Source organism: Pseudanabaena biceps PCC 7429, from assembly GCF_000332215.1.
GTDB lineage: Bacteria > Cyanobacteriota > Cyanobacteriia > Pseudanabaenales > Pseudanabaenaceae > Pseudanabaena > Pseudanabaena biceps.
Window position 1 is genome coordinate 1 of sequence record NZ_ALWB01000101.1, and the last position, 19,334, is coordinate 19,334.

Sequence of the window (19,334 nt, forward strand, 5' to 3'; positions counted from 1 at the left end):
TAAGATTTTACGTTGGTATACTTACCGTTGGCGGGTGGAAGATTTCCATAAAATCTTTAAGTCTGGCTGTCAGTGTGAGCGCTATCGACTTGCTGCTGAAGGGATGAAGACCTTGTTAGGCTTTTTAAGTGTCTGTGCCGTTGAACTTTTACAGGTTACTTATCTCCATCGCAATCAACCTGATGCTCCTGCCGTTGAGATTCTTTCTCCTCTCCAAATTCAGGTTTTAAGGCTCGATTCCTAAATCTCCTCCTGTTTAACCGTTGCTTGGGCGATCGAATCCATTGCTTCCTTGGCGGCTATCTTGAACATCGTCGTAAGTCTCCCATTGGTATTCAAGTTCTCTGGCGTGGTTGGTCTAATTTACGCGATCTTTGCCAAGGTTGGCTTCTTGCCCAAATTTATACTTAACGGGAAAAGTAAGCTAATACCCTCTATAGAACTTTCTGATAAAGACGATCGCCATATTCTCGCAGCAGCGATCGCTTGTAAAGCTAGTCAAATCATCACGTTTAATATCAGAGACTTTCCGAAAACTGTTCTTGATGGGTACAAAATTGTAGCTTTGCATCCTGATGAATTCATTGCTAGCCTGATTACCCTAAAACCGATCACAATGCTTAATCAAGTAGAAACGGTCAGAAAACGGCTGCTCTATCCGCCCAAAACTAGCAATGAATACTTAGAAATTTTGTTAAAGCAGGGGCTACCACTCTCTGTGTCAATGCTAAAAGAACTCCAAAACACGCAAAACACAATGTAAAAAACGTGAAAAAGCAAGGAGATCCTATGACATCAACCTTCGCCGAAGTGCGATCACTATTAGTGAGATTTTCAAGAATTAGATTGATGCCCCATACAAACTTTAAACAAAATTAAATTTAAGTACGGCGGCGCGATCGCGGACGATTGCGCTCGGCTTTATCCCGTTCGTAATTAATCAATCTACCGTAATATTCATGTTTAGCGAGATTTAGCGATAGGAAAACATGCTCTCTGGCATTGCCGAAACCTTTGCGAGTAAAGAAATTAATCGCGGGGGTATTGGCGGGGTCAGTATCAACGAGCATAAACCTGACGTTATCCTCGATCATCCGCTCCACGATCTTATCGACAAGGCGATCGGCAATCCCCTTGCGCTGAAAGTTGGGGCTAATCCCCAACCAAGTGATATAGCCATATTTCCATGAAGCCTTAATAATAATTGTGCCGAGAATAAACCCTGCTAGTTGATCGTCAACTTCGGCAACCAAGCAATATTCGGAGTCCGTATTGTACATGCCGATTACCTCCCATTCGTCCCATGTTCGATAGAGGTATGGATAGAGATCGCTAGTAAATAATTGCTCGCCTAAATGAAAAATTGGGGCGATATCATCGATATTCATCTCGCGGATGATGGTGCTATGGCTTTCGGGGCGATCGCTATCTTTATCGGTAGATTTATCTGGTAAATCATTCATAGTCATAATTTTTAGGTGATTAATTAGGGTGATTGATGCGGCAACTGGTCAAAGAATCCTTAAACCCAAGCCAGCCAGTCAAGCAAGTATTTGCTTTATTTGCTTAGAGTTAGCGCTTAAAGCTCGATAAGCACTGGGGAAATCTGATATAAGTTTTTAAAGCCTGTTAAAAAACTATGTTTAGCTTTGCTTACATCTGTCAAAAGCATTAAAATATATTACAGCTATCAAAAAATTGTTAACTAGTTCAGCAATCTTGGGTTTTTCAATTACATGAGTAAAGTTTACGATTGGTTTAACGATCGCCTTGAAGTCGGGGCGCTTGCAGAGGACGTTACGAGTAAGTACGTTCCTCCTCACGTTAATATTTTTTACTGTCTTGGCGGCATAACCCTCACCTGCTTCCTGATTCAGTTTGCGACAGGTTTCGCGATGACCTTTTACTACAAGCCATCTGTCACGGAAGCCTTTGAATCCGTCCGCTACATCATGACTGATGTTAACTTCGGCTGGTTAATCCGCTCGATTCACCGTTGGTCGGCAAGCATGATGGTTTTGATGATGATCTTGCACGTATTCCGCGTTTATTTGACTGGCGGTTTCAAAAAGCCCCGTGAATTGACATGGATCACTGGCGTAATCCTTGCCGTTATCACTGTTACCTTTGGCGTAACTGGCTATTCTCTACCTTGGGATCAGGTCGGCTACTGGGCGGTAAAGATCGTATCTGGCGTACCTGAAGCCATTCCTGTTGTCGGCGGAACCTTAGTAGAACTACTCCGTGGCGGTCAAAGCGTCGGACAAGCAACCCTTACCCGTTTCTACAGCTTGCATACCTTTGTATTGCCTTGGTTGATTGCTGTGTTCATGCTTGCTCACTTCTTGATGATTCGTAAGCAAGGCATTTCTGGTCCCTTGTAAACTTCTGTTTGTAAGGTTTCTTGTATTTGCCTCCCCCCTACGATTTCCGTACTACATAATTTTAGAAAACCATTACTCCATAACATAGAGCGATAAAATGGCAAAGACTGAAAAGCTTCCCGATTTGAACGATCCAATTTTGCGGGCAAAGTTGGAAAAGAACATGGGTCACAACTACTATGGCGAACCAGCCTGGCCAAATGACCTCCTATACATGTTCCCCGTAGTTATTACTGGCACGATCGCTTTGATTACTGGTTTGGCGGTGCTTGATCCGACGATGGTTGGCGAACCTGCTAATCCCTTTGCAACTCCTTTGGAAATTCTCCCTGAGTGGTTCCTCTATCCTGCATTCCAAATTTTGCGGATCGTCCCTAACAAGCTTTTGGGTGTATTGCTCCAGAGCTTGATTCCTGTTGGTTTGATCCTCATTCCTTTCATTGAGAATGTAAATAAATTCCAAAATCCTTTCCGTCGTCCTGTCGCCATGGCAGTTTTCTTGTTTGGTACTGCTTTTACCCTATGGTTGGGTATTGGCTCTACGATGCCTATCGACAAGTCTTTGACCTTAGGCTTGTTCTAAGTAACTAAAATGCTTCACAAAAGAGCTACGAGCTATGCTCGTAGCTCTTTTGCGGAATTATATCAAACCCAAAAGGGGGTTGCCGCGCTCCGCGCGGCAACCCCCTTTTGGGTTTGATGTCCTGAATTAAGTGAATATAGCTATATAAAAAATAATCGCTAATTCTTGCAAATTATCTTTGTTAGCGTACGATATTCATATAATCGCATTCTTATATCTGTGGCGATCGCCTTAATAATAATCGTCATGATATTCGGTTCACTTATTAATTTAAATAGCGAGAGAGAAAGACTATGCCGCGTGGTGGGAAGCGTCAGGGTGCAGGTCGTCCTGTAGGTACTGGCAAATATAATGAAACGACTAAAGCTGTGCGCCTGCCAGTAAGTATTGCCGATGAGATTTTAGAAGCATTGGCGAGAATTCCCCAAAACTTACAAAACCCCCAAAAGATAGAGCCATCAACTATTGTCGCATCGATATTTTCGACCAATAGCGATACTAGATGCAGGATACCTCTTTATCTTAATCCAGTTGCCGCAGGCTTGCCCGCCCCGACTGAAGACTATATAGAGGGGAAAATCGACCTCAATCGCCATCTGGTGAAGCATCCAGAATCGACCTTTTTAGTGCGGGTTATCGGTGATTCGATGCTGGATGCGGGTATTCATCCCAGTGACTTGTTAGTGGTCGATCGCGCGATTGAACCCATCAGCGGCAAGGTGGTGATCGCAGTTGTGAATGGAGAGCTAACTGTAAAGCGCTTGCGCAAGCATCGGAATAAGTTGTGGTTAATGCCCGAAAATCCAAATTTTCAACCCATTGAAATCGATGAAAATGTTGATTTACATATTTGGGGAGTGGTCACCAATGTGATTCATGCGCTCTAAGTGCTCTAGGTATAGCTATAGTCAGCAATCAAACCCAATAGAGAGTTGCGGTGCGAAGCGCCGTAACTCTCTATTTGACTTAAGTGACTATAGCTATAACATGCCATTAATGGGCGACTGATCAAGAGCTTGAGTCTGTAAGAATCAGTAAAATATTTGCCAAGCTATTTTTTGCCTGTTTTTGCATTTTTTTACCTATAAATGGGGGGTGACTTTTTCATTTGATTATCGTACATTAATCAAAGAGTTTTTGGTCTCCTCTATGACGCGCTTTCCTGATTCATCTGCTCCAATCCTCAATTTATCGGCTTCTAAGGCTCGCTCTTTTGGCATTTCGGAAAATGTTGTTGGTCAAAACGAGTCTTCGGAATTCTTTACGGTTTGGCAAATGCTTTGTTCGCGCCTAGATGCTCATAAGGATAATTGGCAAGTAAGCTTTTCCTCGCCTGTAGCTGTATCGGACTACATCACCATGCGCTGTCTGCTGACTGTGGGTGGGATTACCCGCGAGGCAACGGGCAGTGACAAAGGTTGCTTGATTCAAGTGGGAGAAAATGCCATTGGCGTTCATGCCCCTGAACGGGCGATGCTCAATGCTTTTTGCAATGCCGCTCTTCATTTTGGGATTGCGCTACCTTTCAAACATCTTCGCGCCAAGAAGCCTCCAGATAATGCCCATGACTTAGAGGCTGTGGTTAATATTCTTCGCAAGATGCAGCGAAAGCAAAAAATGAAACGCGGTTTTACTGCTCTAGCTAATCTTGCTGGTTTAATGGGTCGCCATGCTACCTAAACCCAATTCAAAAAATGGCTATGCCATTTTTTGAATTGGTATTCATGTCAGTTCAGGTTATACCAATTCCCAAAAGTATGGCTACACTTTTGGGAATTGAAAACCAAACCCAATAAGGGTTTTAAAATCACAAAATGGCGTAGCCATTTTGTGATTTGGTATAAAACTCAAAAGCGAAGGGCGGCATTTTTTGCCGTCCTTCGCTTTTGAGTTTTGATTTGTATCGTAATCAATCAATTCATGCAATTCAGTCAATAGATTAATTATTCATCGATTAGTATGCATTGATTAGGATGACTAAGTATCTACTTCCTTACTATTCCAATGAATAAGCAGTTACGCATAATTAAAAAACAAAAATAGAAGAGCGTACCGCCCGCGTAGCGGGCGGTACGCTCTTCTATTTTTGGGCTTTAACTATACTGCACTAGAGTCAAAAGCTATAGCGTAGTCTGCGTTACAGCTTTTGGAATTTTATATTTAATTGTACCTAGATACTTATATCTAGTATCTAGATACTTAGAAACCATTTAAGAATTACTTTCTGCGGTCAAAAACTCTAAGAGATCCCCCTCAATCCCCCTTAAAAAGGGGGAAGAATTTAATGCTCCCCCCTTTTTAAGGGGGGCTGGGGGGATCTATCCAATTCTTAAATGGTTTCTTAACCCCCGATCTTTAATCCAAAAGCAAATAGCGAGGCTTCCACAAACCCTTGAGGATTGCTATAGTTTAAATTTTTAGTTATTAATTTTAATTATTAAACAGTCCCTTCATGGCAGAAACCGCAGACAAGGAATTAACGAACCTACACGATCGCTGGATGCAACGATGTATTGATTTGGCTCTCCAAGCCAGAGGTCGCACCGCACCAAACCCAATGGTGGGTAGTGTAATTGTGAAAAATGGGCGGGTGTTAGGGGAAGGCTTTCATCCGCAAGCGGGTCAGCCTCACGCCGAAGTATTTGCCATCCGCGCCGCCCAGCAAACGGGAGAGGATCTGCAAGATGCGACCCTCTACGTCAATCTAGAGCCCTGTAACCATCACGGACGCACGCCCCCCTGTTCCGAGGCAATTATTCAAGCAGGAATTGGGGAAGTGGTCATTGGGGCGATCGATCCCGATCCCCGTGTTGCTGGTACTGGGCGGGATCGCCTCAGGGCAGCAGGGCTGAAGGTGACCACTGGGGTCTTAGTCGAAGCCTGTTTAGAACTAAATGAAGCCTTTTTCCATCGCGTGCGGACAAATCTCCCGTTTGGCATTTTTAAATATGCGATGACCCTCGATGGCAAAATTGCCACAACTTCAGGACATAGCTATTGGATTACTGGCGCTGAAGCAAGGCGAGTGGTACATGATCTGCGGGGAGGCTGTGACGCGATCATTACAGGCGGAAACACCGTCAGACTCGACAATCCCCATTTAACAACCCATGGAACGAGCCTCCATTGTCCTTTACGGGTGGTGGTCTCCGCTAGTTGCGATCTGCCCGAAACCGCCAATCTATGGCACATCACGGAAAGCGAGAAAACACTCTTGATTGTTCCTCCCGATCGCCATCCCCAGCTAAAGCAAAAGCTCCGCGATCGCCAAGTGGAAGTGCTCGAACTCGATATCCTATCCCCTGAAGTCGTGATGCAAGAATTAGGCAAACGTGGTTGCAACACCGTTCTCTGGGAATGTGGCGGAAGACTGGGAGCGGCTGCGATTAAAGCTAAGATGGTACAAAAAATCTACGCCTTTATTGCTCCCAAATTAATTGGGGGATTTACGGCTCCCAGTCCTATTGACGATCTGGATTTAACCTTGATGACCGAGGCGATCGCCATCGAGAGATCGCAGTTACAACAAATTGGTACGGACTTTTTGATTACTGGATATCTCCCATGAGCGATCGCTTAGCCTTCCCCAATCCTCAAAAGCCGCGAAAGTTAACCCTTAAGTTCATTCTCATCGGTCAGTTTGCGATCTTGATCATAGGAATATCAGGATTGATGGCATGGCTATCTTGGCACAGCGAACAAGAAACGATCGACAACCTCGTCGGTCAACTACAAAACGAAATTAGCGATCGCATCGAACAAAAGCTCACCTCCTATCTAGAAGTCCCCCATTTAATCAATAGAATTAATGCCGATGCGATCGGTCAAGGCATATTAAAAACTCAAGATCGCGCTAGCGAGAAATATCTATGGCAGCAGATCAATAACTTTCCGATGGTTTCTTGGATCTATTATGGAGAAGAAAGCACGGGTAACTTTGTGGGCATTACCCGCATTGATAACAAACTCCAAACAGCGATTAACATTAACGGAAGCAAGGGTTTACAACGTTATCGTTACAACTTAAATAGACAAGGAGAGCGCCTCAGTCTGGCGGGAAATCCCGAAGCCTACGATCCCCGTCAACGTCCTTGGTATCGGGCTGCTTTAAGAGATCGCCAATCAACTTGGAGTCCGATCTATCAAGATTTCAATCGCCCAGAACAGGTAATCACTGCCAGCCTAGCTGTGTATAATGCCGAAGGGAAGAGAATTGGAGTCTTAGGGACAGATCTGTCTTTAGGCAGCATCAGCCAATTTTTAAACAGTTTGCAAATTGGGAAAACAGGACAGGCTTTCATCGTCGAACCTTCAGGTTTATTGGTTGCTAGCTCCGTTCGAGAGAATCTCTACGATCTAACTTCGCAAAGAGTCCCCCTTAAGAATGTCAAGCAACCCATGATTCGGATGGCAGCGAACTATCTAGAGCAGCAGGCGGGAGGACTGGATCATCTCAACACCGCCCAGAATCTAAAATTCCAATCAGAAGGGAAAAACATATTTCTGAAAGTACTTCCCTATCGAGACAATCGCGGGCTTAACTGGACGATCGTGGTGACGGTGCCCGAGTCAGACTTTACCGAGCAACTCGATCTTAAACGCCAAAGGACGATTTTACTGATTGGGCTATGTCTTGCAGGGGCGATCGCCTTAGGTATATTCACGACTCAATATATCAACCGACCGCTACGCAGGCTAACCCTTGCCAGTCAAGCGGTGACCAATGGAGAACTGAATCGCGAAGTTCCCTCTGCCGCGATTGAAGAAATGGATCTGCTCTCACAAGCTTTTAACCAGATGGCATTTCGTTTAAAGCTGTCTTTTGACGAACTGGAGCGAGCCAATGAAAATTTGGAATCTCGGATTCAGGAAAGAATGACCGATCTCCAAGCATCCGAAGAGAAATTTAGAAGTTTGGTTTCTAACTTTTCGGGAATTGCCTACCGTTGCAACGGCGATCGCGATTGGACAATGGTATTTATTGGCGGCGATGTAGAGGGCTTAACGGGATATCAACCTGAAGATTTTGTCGCGGATCGCGTCCGTAGCTGGACAAGCATCATTTATCCCGAAGATCGTGACTATATCAAACGGGGAATCAATGAGAGCTTAGCCTGCGGACAGCCCTATAGCCTTGAATATCGAATTATCAATGCCCAAGGCAATATTCGCTGGCTCTGTGAGAAGGGACAAGGTATATTTGCGGATGATCGCTTACTGTGGCTCGATGGAGCAATTTTTGATATTAGCGATCGCAAGCAAGTAGAAGCGGAATTACTAGAGCGGGTGCATCTATCCATTTTAATGGCAGAAATCGGCTCCGCTTCCACCCAGCTTCATACTCTCGCCGAAGTACTCCAATCCTTTGTAGAGTCTCTCTGGCGACATATGAATGTTGCCTTTGCCCAAATATGGACACTCAACGCCTTTGGCAACAGTTTAGATATCGATGTCAGTGCAGGAAACTACAACCATACCGATCGCGAGAGACTGCGGCATCTCATCCCCCAAGCCAAAATTTGGTCGATTACCCAAGGGAATTTCCAGCCACTACTGACCAATCAAATTTTGGCGGATATATCTGAAGTCGATCGCCAATGGCTGCAAGAGGAAAACATTATTTCCTTAGTTGGATATCCTCTAATCGTCAAAGGAAAAGTGATCGGTGTCATCTTGATGCTCTCGCAATCGCATTTAGATACTGATATTCAAACCATAGATCTAATTTCTAATGCGATCGCCATCGGCATCGATCACAAACAGTCCGAAGAGAAACTCAGGATTACCAACGCCGAAATGCAAGCCCTATTTGCCGCGATGGATGATGTCATTTTGGTGCGTGATCGATTAGGACGCATTCTCAAAACCCCCGAAACTCGCAAAGGAAACTGGAGAGAATCTAGGGAAATTATTGGCAAGCTGCCTTCGGAAATATTTCCCCAAGAACAAGTAGAACTATTTACAAATTGCATTGAGCAAGTTTTAGAAACCCAGCAAACTCTAAATGTCGAGTATCTCTCATCTAACGATCAAGCCATCGATCGCTCAATCTGGTGGAATGCCAGCATCTCTCCCATTGATCGGGAGACCGTAGTTTGGGTGGCTCGAGATATAACCGACAGAAAACAGGTCGAAGAGCAACTCAAACAGGCAAAACAAACCGCCGAAAGTGCGAGCCAAGCCAAGGGGCATTTTTTAGCGAGTATGAGTCACGAACTCCGCACCCCTCTAAATGCAATTCTGGGATTTACCCAGCTCATGCTCCGCGACCTTAGCCTTACCGATAGCCATCGCTCCTATCTCAAAGTTATTCATGACAGTGGCGAGCATCTACTGGAATTAATTAATGATGTTTTAGATATGTCCAAAATCGAATCGGGGCGCATCACCTTCAATAGCACCTGCTTCGATCTTTATCGCATGTTAGATATGTTGGAACAGATGTTTCGACTGAAAGCTATAGATCGCAAGGTGAAATTGATTTTTAAGCGATCGCCTAAATTACCGCAGTGGATCGTCACCGACGAAGGTAAACTCCGCCAAATCCTCATTAACTTATTGAGCAATGCGATTAAATTCACCAAACAAGGATCGATCACTCTATCGGCCGAGGCGCTCCATCCAGAAGAAACTAATGGATTAGGAGGAGAATCACCATTAAATCCCCAAAAAGAAGCATCCTCAGGCACCATCATTTTCAAAGTAGAAGATACGGGTGAAGGTATTCCACCACATCAACTAGAACGAATATTTGAAGCCTTTGAGCAAACCGATATCGGGCGTAGAGCCTCAGAAGGAACTGGTTTAGGATTACCCATTAGCCTGAAGTTTGCCCAGTTTATGGGTGGGCAAATTACCGTAAGTAGCATCTTGGGAGAGGGTAGCACTTTTCAAGTGGAAATCCCCATCAGTATATCGGCAGAATCCGTCCCCTTACATCAGCCCAACGATCTCTATGTCACTGCTTTAGCTCCCGATCAGCCAGAATATCGACTCCTCGTCGTAGAAGACCGTTGGGAAAGTCGGCACTTGTTAGTCAAAATTTTAGAAGCAGTTGGCTTCCAAGTCCGCGAAGCACAAAATGGGGCAGAGGCTCTCGCCCTTTGGGAAGAATGGCAACCACACCTGATCTGGATGGATATGCGAATGCCTATCATGGACGGCTATGAAGCGACTCGCCAGATCAAATCGCACCTAAGGGGACAAGCCACCGTAATTATCGCCTTAACCGCCAGTGCCTTAGAGGAAGAAAAGGCAATTATTCTCTCGGCAGGCTGTGATGATTTTGTCCGCAAGCCTTTTCAGGAAAATCTCATTTTCGAGAAGCTAACCGAATATTTAGGGGTGACTTATTTATACGAGCATGAAAGCGATCGCCATATTAAGGGGAAAAACAACCTCGATCTAGAAGCCTTGAAGGCAAATTTTACAGCCAATTTATCGCAAATGTCCGACCTTTGGATCGCCCAACTCAATCAAGCAGCTATGCTAGCTGACAATGACTTAATTAATGAATTAGTTGCAGAAATTCCAGAAGATAATACTGTTTTAATCCATTCTTTAATCGCCCTTGTGGATAATTTTTGTTACAATCAAATTATGGGTTTGACCAAACAAGCTCTCCGCAAATAATCAATATCATATCTTCACTAAATATATAAGTAAGTGGGCTTAATTAAATATAAAACCATAAAACCTGCGACGCACGCTGCCCGTGCGCCGCAGGTTTTAGGTCTGGATTTTAATTATGCTGAGGTACTTAGCAGTCCTAACCATTTATGAGAAAAACAGGGCTTCAAATTCGCTCAGCCAAACTATGCTGAAGCACCGTATCTAGTCTATGGCAAGATATCCAGCCAACTATCCTTTTAAAGCTACAATTAACTGCTAAAAAAGCGATTGTTAACTAATTTGACATGGACTATAGATAATTTTTAGAATTATTGAATTCCTAGTCATCAAAGCAATTCTGGGACAACATCTATGGATACGGCTACATAATGACTAGAAATTATAGCGGCGACATATTAATAGTCGATGATATGCCAAATAATTTGCGTTTTCTATCGACAACTTTGACGGAGCAAGGCTATAAGGTACGCAGCGTCACCGATGGATTAATGGCTTTGACCGTAGCAAAAGCCGCTAAACCCGATCTGATTCTGCTAGATATCATGATGCCGAATATCGACGGCTACGAGACCTGTGTCAGGCTCAAGGCTGATGAGAAGACCTGCGATATTCCCGTGATTTTTTTGAGCGCCTTGGATGAGGTAATTGATAAGGTTAAAGCCTTCACCGTGGGTGGGGTAGATTATATTACCAAACCCTTTCAGCTAGAAGAAGTATTGGCACGCATTCAGACCCATTTAAGTTTGAGGTTTGCCCAAAAAGAAATTAGACAACTTAATGCCGAACTCGAGCAGCGCGTGCGTCAGCGAACTGTCCAACTAGAACAAGAAATTGCGGAGCGTCTGCAAGTTCAAGAAAGATTACTTCACTTAGCGCTGCATGATGTCCTGACGGGATTACCGAATCGAACTTGGTTCATGAAGCGATTAGAGCAAATCCTCCAGCAGGCCAATCAACAATCTGGATCGCATTTTGCCGTATTATTTTTAGACTGCGATCGCTTTCAATCCGTTAACGATTCCTTAGGACATTTAGTTGGCGATCAACTACTAGTCTCGATCGCGCGCAGAATTCAGCTTTGTCTGCGTCCGGGCACTATGCTTTGCCGATTGGGAGGAGACGAGTTTGCCATACTGCTGCAAGATACCGAAAAATATGCCGATGCCATCAAAACTGCCGATGATATTCTGCGCGAATTAGCTGCACCATTTCAAATTAGCGAATATCAAGTATTTACCAATGTCAGTATTGGCATTGTGATAGGCAATGGGGTTTACAGACAGCCCGAACATATCCTCAGGGATGCCGATACCGCCATGTACCAAGCTAAAGCGAATGGAAAGGCTCGATATCAAGTGTTCGAGCAAACAATGCATAACCTTGCCCTCTACAATTTTCAGCTCGAATCCGATCTCAGACATGCTTTAGAGCGTCAAGAATTAGAAGCCTATTATCAGCCGATCGTCAACGCCATCAGCAATGAAATCACCTCCTTTGAAGCGCTGGTGCGTTGGAATCATCCCGAGAAAGGATTAGTCGTCCCTAACAAGTTTATTCCGATCGCCGAAGAGACGGGATTAGTAATTGCGATCGACCTATTTGTGTTGCGACAAGCCTGCCAGCAACTGCGAATTTGGCGAGATGCGGGTATTGTCAAACATTCCTTAACAATGAATGTCAATCTTTCGGTAAAGCATTTTATGAGCTTCGATCTGCTGGAGCAGATTGATCGCGTGCTTGAGGAGACAGGTATTGATGGCGATTCCTTAAGATTAGAAATCACCGAAAGCGACATCATGGAGAATGCCGAATTTGCTGGCAAAATTATTGCCCAATTGCACGATAGGCATATTCAGCTAAGTATTGATGATTTTGGTACTGGTTACTCTTCCCTAAGTTATCTCCATCGGCTACCGATCAATCATCTCAAAATCGATCGCTCCTTTGTGATGAGAATTGGGAAAAATGGCAAAAACACAGAAATTATTAAAGCAATTATCGCACTGGCTAAAAGCTTAGACATGTTTACGATCGCCGAGGGCGTAGAGACCCAAGAGCAGCTAGCCCAGATTCGAGAATTACATTGCGATTTTTGTCAGGGCTATTTATTTTCTCGCCCCGTCAATGCCGAAGCTGCCCAAAATTTATTGCTTACAGGGTTTAAAACCCAAGCCTAGAAGGGTTTGCCCAAACCCTTCTAGCCCTACACAAACCCCAAAGGATGAGTGGCGGCGCTTCGCGCCGCCACTCATCCTTTAATACCAAGTTAAGAAATGGCTACGCCATTTCTTACAGCAATTATCGATCAAACGAACCACAAAGAAATTTTTGAAAGCGTTGCAAAGCAACGCTTTCAAAAATTTCCTTGGTTTGGGTTTGAGCGCAAAGCGCTGTAGATAAGTCAATCAACCATTATCTTAGACTGATCGGGAAAAAACTATGAAAATTCTACATGGTACTTGGATTTCCAACTATAGTTCCGATCATAGTAATGATTTTATCCAAACTGGTAATTTTTATATTTGGGTAGAGACTACAGAACCGAGAGCGATCGCCACAAACAAGCGCAAATCATCCAAGACAGTGCAATCTTCTGGGGCGATCGCAAAGCATCCTGCGAGCTTAGGTGAACCAGACTTAAAGTCCTTTCTCTATAAAGATCTAGCCATCAAGGATGAGCTTCTAGAGGAGCCAAATAATAAAAGATACGAAAAGGAAAAGATAATCTTTCCTCAATATTTTCTTTTGCCAACAAGCGATAATCAACCATTACCATCTTTAGAATCGGCACGATATTTAGAAATTGATAGTCCTGAAGATTTTGATTTGCAATATTGGCAAATTGATTGTTATCAGGTGACTACTCCCGTCAAAACAGGTAGCTATACATATCGCCGCGCGGTTAATGTTATCAAGTTACTGAATGATTTACATTTCATCGCGATCAATAATCTCGCGGAAGTACAACTAGGATCGGATTTACTATTTTGGTATCACTATACCCAATCCTTTAAACAGATTATTCTCAAGGATCAATATATTCCTGCTTTGAAGTATCGAGAACTGGAGGTTAAAACTACTAAAGCAAGCAAAACTTCTGCAAAGTCTAAAAAAGGAGCAAGTCAAGCACCAAAATTTGAAATATATCCCGCTTGGGAGATCGTTTCTGAAAAATATAAGGAAGAGCTACAGCAGTATGTGGAATATATGCCCCTAGCCTGTGTTTCAGGATTTAGCGAACCTAATTCTCAACCATTATTTAGCGATCGCCGCACTCTATTACAACATTTCTCAGAATCATTGCTCCATAGCATTCTCACCAATACTCCATCGACAGCCCAATTTGATAAACAGGTATCTAATTCTTTATTACAGAAATGTCTTGATTTTTCCGACAATCATTTCACCGATCCGATGATTGCTGATGATGCAGCTTTGGAAGAATATCAACAATGGCAAGCATGGCGACAAAAAATTGTTCGCACTCAATCGGATTCCGATTTTTATCTCTGCTTTCAACTCCAAGCGCCATTGAAGGAAGAGGAACCTTGGCAATTACAATTTCAAGTTGCTCCTAGACAAGATCCATCGTTGAAATTACTACTAGCCGATTATTGGACTATGACGGCAGCAAAAAAAAAGGTACTTGAAAAGCAATTTGGCAAAGAGTTTGAGCAAAATCTCCTATTAAATCTTGGCTATGCCGCCAGAATCTACAATCCTATTTGGCAAGGCTTAGAAACCGATCGCCCGATTGGGTTAAGTCTCGATCTCGATCAAGCCTTTGAATTCCTAAAAGAATCAGCATGGGTTTTAGAAGATGCTGGATACAAAGTCGTTGTGCCTGCTTGGTGGACACCTGCGGGACGACGCAGGGCAAAAATGCGCTTGAAGGGTTCAGGCAAAAGCGCAGCAAGTTCTAAAACTCAAGCCAAGAGCTACTTTGGTTTTGATCAACTAGTGGAATATCAGTATGAATTAGCGATCGGAGATGAAAGCATCTCCGCCAAAGAATGGGAACAGCTAATCAATGCGAAAACACCATTAGTCAAGTTTCGTGGCGAATGGATCGAACTTGATCGCGACAAAATGCAAGAAATGCTCACCTTCTGGCAACAACAGGGACAAGGCACATCGGCAATGAGTCTGATTGAACTAATGAAGCTAACCGCCACTGATCCTGATTGGGAAGTTGATCGTAACAGTACCCTTGCAGAAATGCTATCAAAGTTGCAAGACAAGCAGCAATTTGAACCAATCGAAAATCCACCACAACTAAAAGGAACTCTGCGCGAATATCAAAAACGTGGCGTAGCATGGTTACAATATTTAGAAAATCTAGGCTTAAATGGTTGTCTAGCCGATGATATGGGCTTGGGTAAAACTGTTCAGATTATTGCTAGATTAGTGAACGAACGTGATGCAATTACAGAAATTCCCGAACCCACTAAAGCCAAAAAATCAACCAAAACAGCAAAATCCAAAAAAGTTCTTCCTGCCTTTGTATCGATAAATGAGATCCCACCCACGTTACTGATTGCCCCTACATCCGTTGTTGGTAATTGGCAAAAAGAAATCGAGAAGTTTGCGCCCCATTTACGAGCGATCGTGCATCACGGTAGCGATCGCCTACAAGATGCGGCCGCTTTTCAAAATATCTATCAAACCCATGATTTGATCATTACTTCCTTTACCCTCATCCGCAAAGACGAAGCTCTATTTAGTTCCGTCAACTGGCATCGGATCGTGATTGATGAAGCCCAAAACATCAAAAATCCGAAAGCAGCTCAAACTAAAGCAATTCTCAAATTAGAGTCCAAACATCGCCTCGCCCTCACAGGTACACCCGTTGAAAATCGTCTCTTAGATTTATGGTCAATTTTCAATTTCCTCAATCCCAACTACTTAGGCAAAGAAGCACAATTTAAAAAATCCTTTGAAACGCCAATTCAAAAGAATAACGATCAAATTCAAGCAGGTGTATTAAAAAAATTGGTCGAGCCATTTATTTTGCGACGAGTCAAAACCGATCAATCGATCATTAAAGATCTGCCCGATAAAATCGAACAAAAGCTCTATACCAACCTCACTAAAGAACAAGCTTCCCTTTATGAAGTAGTGGTTAGGGATGTGGAAAAACAACTTAATGAAGTCGAAGGAATTCAGCGTAAGGGTTTAATTCTCTCGACATTGCTCAAACTCAAACAAATTTGCAATCATCCGCGCCAGTTTTTGCAAGATGGTAGCGACTTTACAACCGAGCGATCGCATAAGCTTAGCCGCTTGTCCGAGATGATGGAAGAAGTCATTTCCGAAGGAGAAAGCCTATTAATCTTTACGCAGTTTACCGAGATAGGTGACGCTTTAGAAAAATATATCCGTCAAAAGCTGCATTACAACACCTACTACATTCACGGCGGCACAAATCGCGATAAACGCGAACGCATGATTAACGAGTTCCAAGATCCTGAAACCGAACCTTCTATATTTATTCTCTCGCTCAAGGCGGGTGGTGTCGGTATTACGCTCACTAAGGCAAACCACGTCTTCCACTTCGATCGCTGGTGGAATCCTGCCGTTGAAGACCAAGCCACCGATCGCGCCTTTCGGATTGGACAGAAGAAAAATGTCTTTGTTCACAAATTCATTACCATCGGTTCCCTAGAGGAGCGCATCGATCAAATGATTGAGGATAAAAAGAAACTCGCAGGCGCGATCGTCGGTGCGGATGAGTCTTGGCTCACGGAGCTGGACAACGACAAGTTCAAGCAGCTTATTGCTTTAAATAAGAGTGCAATTATAGATTAGTTATTGGCTATTAGCCGTTAGCTGTTAGCTTTCAAAAATATCCAATTACTATCAATCTCTCTCTTTTCAACTTTAAAATAATTCATTAAAAGCCAAAAGCTAAACAATAACCACTAACTACCCAAACAAAACAATGGCAAAACATAGTCGGACATGGTGGGGGCAAAAATTTATTAGTGCTCTCGAATCTTTCACCGATTCCGGTAGACTCCAACGTGGACGCGCCTATTCTGGAGACAGTCGCATTATCCATTTTACTATTACCAAAGGAATCGCCACGGCAACCATTCGCGGTAACGTCAATCCTTATTTTGGAGTCTATAAAGAACCACTTTATGGGACTGAAGTAAAAATGACCGCGATCGCAGCCAAAGACTGGACAAAAATCATTGCCAATATGTCCTCCAAGGCAAGCGTAGTAGCTAGATTACTGCTCAATGAAGTACCTGAAAATATTGAAGATAGCTTTACCGCCGTTGGTAAACATCTACTACCCTATAGTCGCAAAGACTTTTACACCGATTGTTCTTGCCCTGACTATTCCAATCCTTGCAAACATATAGCAGGGCTATGTTACCGACTATCGAGCGAACTCGATCAAGATCCATTTCTGTTGTTTGAGATGCGCGGCATATCCAAAGAAGATTTGCAAGCAGAACTAATCAAGTCCCCCCTCGGTAAAGCCCTAGCATCAGAATTAGGAGATCGCACTCTTCAGCCAGACGTAGCAACCTCTTACTTCACCAAACCACAAACCGAAACTATCAAGGAAATTCCTACTTTAAAACAATTTTGGCAAGGACAAAAGCGCCTACCACAGGCAATTCCTTTTGCTGCTCCTGCGAGTGTGTCAGCGATCGTTATCAAAAAACAAGGCGATAACCCCGCATTTTGGCATAAAGATAATTCGTTTGTCGAAACTATGGAAGAACTCTCTATTCGTGTCAGAACCAAGAATTCATCTTTGTTGTAGAAATTTTCAATCTAAAATTATCCATAAGCCCTAAATTGACATAGAAGTGACTTAGGGCAAATAATTGTCACTTATTTGCCATTAAAATAAAACGAATAAGTATAAATACTTATTACTACCAACGTAAATTCTAGGTTTGAGGATTTTGCTTGGCGCGTTGCGATATATTGAAGGGGTATCTGCTTTGTTAGTTAGTTGTCGTTATGCCCAAATGGTTTAATACCGCTGGTCCTTGTAAGCCTGACATTCACTACATGTTGTCAGCTACAGAGCGCTTGCCTGAAATCAAACAACTAATTGCTCAGGAAAACTATTTCGTAATTCATGCGCCAAGGCAAGTGGGTAAGACTACAGCAATACTGACACTTGCCCAAGAGCTAACGGCTAGCGGTCAATATACGGCAGTGATGTTATCTCTGGAAGTGGGGGCGGCTTTCTCAGACGATTTGGGAGCAGCCGAACTAGCTATTTTAGGGGAGTGGAAGCAATCGATACGGTTTCGTTGACCTAAAGAATTGCAACCTCAAGAGTGGGGCGATGCTGAAGCAGGGGCAAGAATTGGCACAACCTTGAGTCGCTGGGCAGAGTTATCTTCTCGTCCGTTAGTGGTCTTTTTGGATGAAATTGATGCCTTGAGTAATGAAACTCTAATTTCAGTGTTAAGACAAATCCGCTCTGGGTTTCCAAATCGTCCACAGGGATTTCCGCAGTCAGTTGCTTTGGTGGGGATGCGGGATGTGCGGGATTATAAATATGCTTCAGGTGGGAGCGATCGGCTGAATACCTCCAGCCCTTTTAACATCAAAGTACGCTCCTTTACCTTGAGTAATACCAAATCACAAAAGAGAGGCAACAGATAGAGCATCCAGTATGGAACCTCTACCGACAAGGGAAGCAATTACAGATTTAGACATTTCGGAGAGACGATTCTTGACTAAAAGCCGCAACTCATCCATATTTTTGGGTAAAGAAAATCTCAACCCTTGCTTCAAATGTAGCCAAACCCGCTCAATTGGGTTTAATTCTGGAGAATGAGCAGGCTGAAATATCAAAATGATATTGCGAGGCAATCGTAAACGCTTAGCGCGATGACAACCAGCCTGATCAACTTGCATGATAATGATGCTGTCTGCAAAATTCTCTGAAACAAGGTCAAGAAATATTTGAAAACAGTCAGAGCGTGTTTGAGAAGTTTTCTGGGGTCAAAAAGGTGAAAAAAAGCTCCCCAAGGTATAGCCTGTCAATAGACAAAAACAAAGACAGTCTTATGGAAGCAACAAAGAAATCATACCCCACAGACTTAACTGATGATCAATGGGAACTGGTAAAAGAGTTGATTCCCGCCGCAGGAACAGGAGGACGCAAAAGAAGTGTGGATATTAGAGCCATACTCAATGCTATTTTCTACATCAATGCCACAGGCTGTGCATGGCGGATGTTACCTCATGATTTTCCTGTATGGCAGACGGTCTATGGTTACTTTCGGCACTGGCGTATTACCAACACATGGCAAGATATCAAAGCTAAATTGTAACAATGGTATCGAGTCAGTGAAGGAAGAGAAGCTACACCTAGTGCAGGTTGTATTGACAGTCAATCAACCAAAATCGCTAGCCGATTAGCATCACCAGAAGCAGTTGGTACTGATGGGAACAAGTTCGTCAATGGCAGAAAACGACATATTTTTGTGGACACATTGGGTTTGCTATTGATGGTGGTAGTTACTGCTGCGAATCTTGATGACCGTAAGGGGCAACCATGCTTTTAGAAAAATCAACCAAATTCGTGACCGTTTCCCCCGTCTATCAACGATTTGGGTAGATCGTGGTTATAGGGGTAAAGCTTTCGTTCTGGCGATTCTGCATACTTTTTACTGGTGCTTACAAGTGGTTGTTCCTCCTGTGGGGCAAAAAGGCTTTGTTGTTCAACAAAAGCGCTGGGTGTTGAACTTACT

13 protein-coding genes and 4 pseudogenes are annotated in these 19,334 nt (G+C 43.4%); 15 read left to right on the plus strand and 2 right to left on the minus strand.

The window, feature by feature from the left end:
* Both PSE7429_RS27205 and PSE7429_RS12460 read left to right on the plus strand, forming a co-directional pair.
* Positions 1–411 (plus strand): annotated as a pseudogene (locus PSE7429_RS27205) (IS4 family transposase); the annotation flags it as partial.
* The gene (locus PSE7429_RS12460; protein ID WP_009627559.1) at positions 350–763 is read left to right on the plus strand and encodes a PIN domain-containing protein; all 414 of its coding nucleotides are present in this window, start codon (positions 350–352) and stop codon (positions 761–763) included. The pseudogene PSE7429_RS27205 and the gene PSE7429_RS12460, both read left to right, overlap by 62 nt.
* 118 nt (positions 764–881) lie before the next feature.
* Here the strand turns inward: PSE7429_RS12460 and PSE7429_RS12465 are convergent, their stop codons facing one another.
* Complete coding sequence (locus tag PSE7429_RS12465; protein WP_009627560.1) at positions 882–1,463, minus strand: GNAT family N-acetyltransferase; 582 nt, start codon at positions 1,461–1,463, stop codon at positions 882–884.
* A 273-nt stretch (positions 1,464–1,736) separates the two neighbouring features.
* Here PSE7429_RS12465 and petB point away from each other — a divergent pair, with 273 nt between their 5' ends.
* The 10 genes and pseudogenes from petB to PSE7429_RS27990 all read left to right on the plus strand — a co-directional run.
* Positions 1,737–2,384: a cytochrome b6 gene (petB, locus tag PSE7429_RS12470; protein ID WP_009627561.1), complete on the plus strand. Its 648-nt coding sequence runs from the start codon at positions 1,737–1,739 to the stop codon at positions 2,382–2,384.
* Between the two features lie 97 nt (positions 2,385–2,481).
* Positions 2,482–2,967: a cytochrome b6-f complex subunit IV gene (gene petD / locus PSE7429_RS12475; RefSeq protein WP_009627562.1), complete on the plus strand. Its 486-nt coding sequence runs from the start codon at positions 2,482–2,484 to the stop codon at positions 2,965–2,967.
* 293 nt (positions 2,968–3,260) lie between these two features.
* Entirely contained in the window at positions 3,261–3,854 is a 594-nt protein-coding gene (locus PSE7429_RS12480; RefSeq protein WP_009627563.1) for a LexA family protein, read from the plus strand.
* A 262-nt stretch (positions 3,855–4,116) separates the two neighbouring features.
* Complete coding sequence (locus tag PSE7429_RS23665) at positions 4,117–4,647, plus strand: hypothetical protein (protein ID WP_009627564.1); 531 nt, start codon at positions 4,117–4,119, stop codon at positions 4,645–4,647.
* A 772-nt stretch (positions 4,648–5,419) separates the two neighbouring features.
* Positions 5,420–6,535 (plus strand): bifunctional diaminohydroxyphosphoribosylaminopyrimidine deaminase/5-amino-6-(5-phosphoribosylamino)uracil reductase RibD, encoded by a 1,116-nt coding sequence (ribD, locus tag PSE7429_RS12490; protein ID WP_009627565.1) that lies wholly within the window; start codon positions 5,420–5,422, stop codon positions 6,533–6,535.
* Positions 6,532–10,599 (plus strand): cache domain-containing protein, encoded by a 4,068-nt coding sequence (locus PSE7429_RS23670; protein ID WP_009627566.1) that lies wholly within the window; start codon positions 6,532–6,534, stop codon positions 10,597–10,599. Before ribD ends, PSE7429_RS23670 begins: the two co-directional genes overlap by 4 nt.
* A gap of 368 nt (positions 10,600–10,967) precedes the next feature.
* Positions 10,968–12,776, plus strand: coding sequence for a two-component system response regulator (locus tag PSE7429_RS12500; protein WP_009627567.1), 1,809 nt, complete (start codon positions 10,968–10,970; stop codon positions 12,774–12,776).
* Positions 12,777–13,038: 262 nt separating this feature from the next.
* Positions 13,039–16,407 carry a DEAD/DEAH box helicase gene (locus PSE7429_RS12505; RefSeq protein ID WP_009627568.1) on the plus strand — a complete coding sequence of 1,123 codons (3,369 nt, stop codon included), beginning with the start codon at positions 13,039–13,041 and terminating at the stop codon, positions 16,405–16,407.
* 133 nt (positions 16,408–16,540) lie between these two features.
* Complete coding sequence (locus PSE7429_RS12510) at positions 16,541–17,380, plus strand: SWIM zinc finger family protein (protein WP_009627569.1); 840 nt, start codon at positions 16,541–16,543, stop codon at positions 17,378–17,380.
* 203 nt (positions 17,381–17,583) lie between these two features.
* Positions 17,584–18,210: pseudogene (locus PSE7429_RS27990) on the plus strand (AAA family ATPase); the annotation flags it as partial.
* 6 nt (positions 18,211–18,216) lie between these two features.
* On the opposite strand, the pseudogene PSE7429_RS12520 reads toward PSE7429_RS27990, so the two are convergent.
* Positions 18,217–18,552: pseudogene (locus PSE7429_RS12520) on the minus strand (transposase); the annotation flags it as partial.
* 95 nt (positions 18,553–18,647) lie between these two features.
* On the opposite strand from PSE7429_RS12520, the gene PSE7429_RS23685 reads away from it, so the two are divergent.
* The 3 genes and pseudogenes from PSE7429_RS23685 to PSE7429_RS27210 all read left to right on the plus strand — a co-directional run.
* Positions 18,648–18,914, plus strand: a complete 267-nt coding sequence (locus PSE7429_RS23685; RefSeq protein WP_009627573.1) for an IS5 family transposase — start codon at positions 18,648–18,650, stop codon at positions 18,912–18,914.
* Between the two features lie 72 nt (positions 18,915–18,986).
* Complete coding sequence (locus tag PSE7429_RS27995) at positions 18,987–19,148, plus strand: transposase (RefSeq protein ID WP_407681161.1); 162 nt, start codon at positions 18,987–18,989, stop codon at positions 19,146–19,148.
* Positions 19,120–19,334, plus strand: a pseudogene (locus PSE7429_RS27210) (IS5/IS1182 family transposase); the annotation flags it as partial. The gene PSE7429_RS27995 and the pseudogene PSE7429_RS27210, both read left to right, overlap by 29 nt.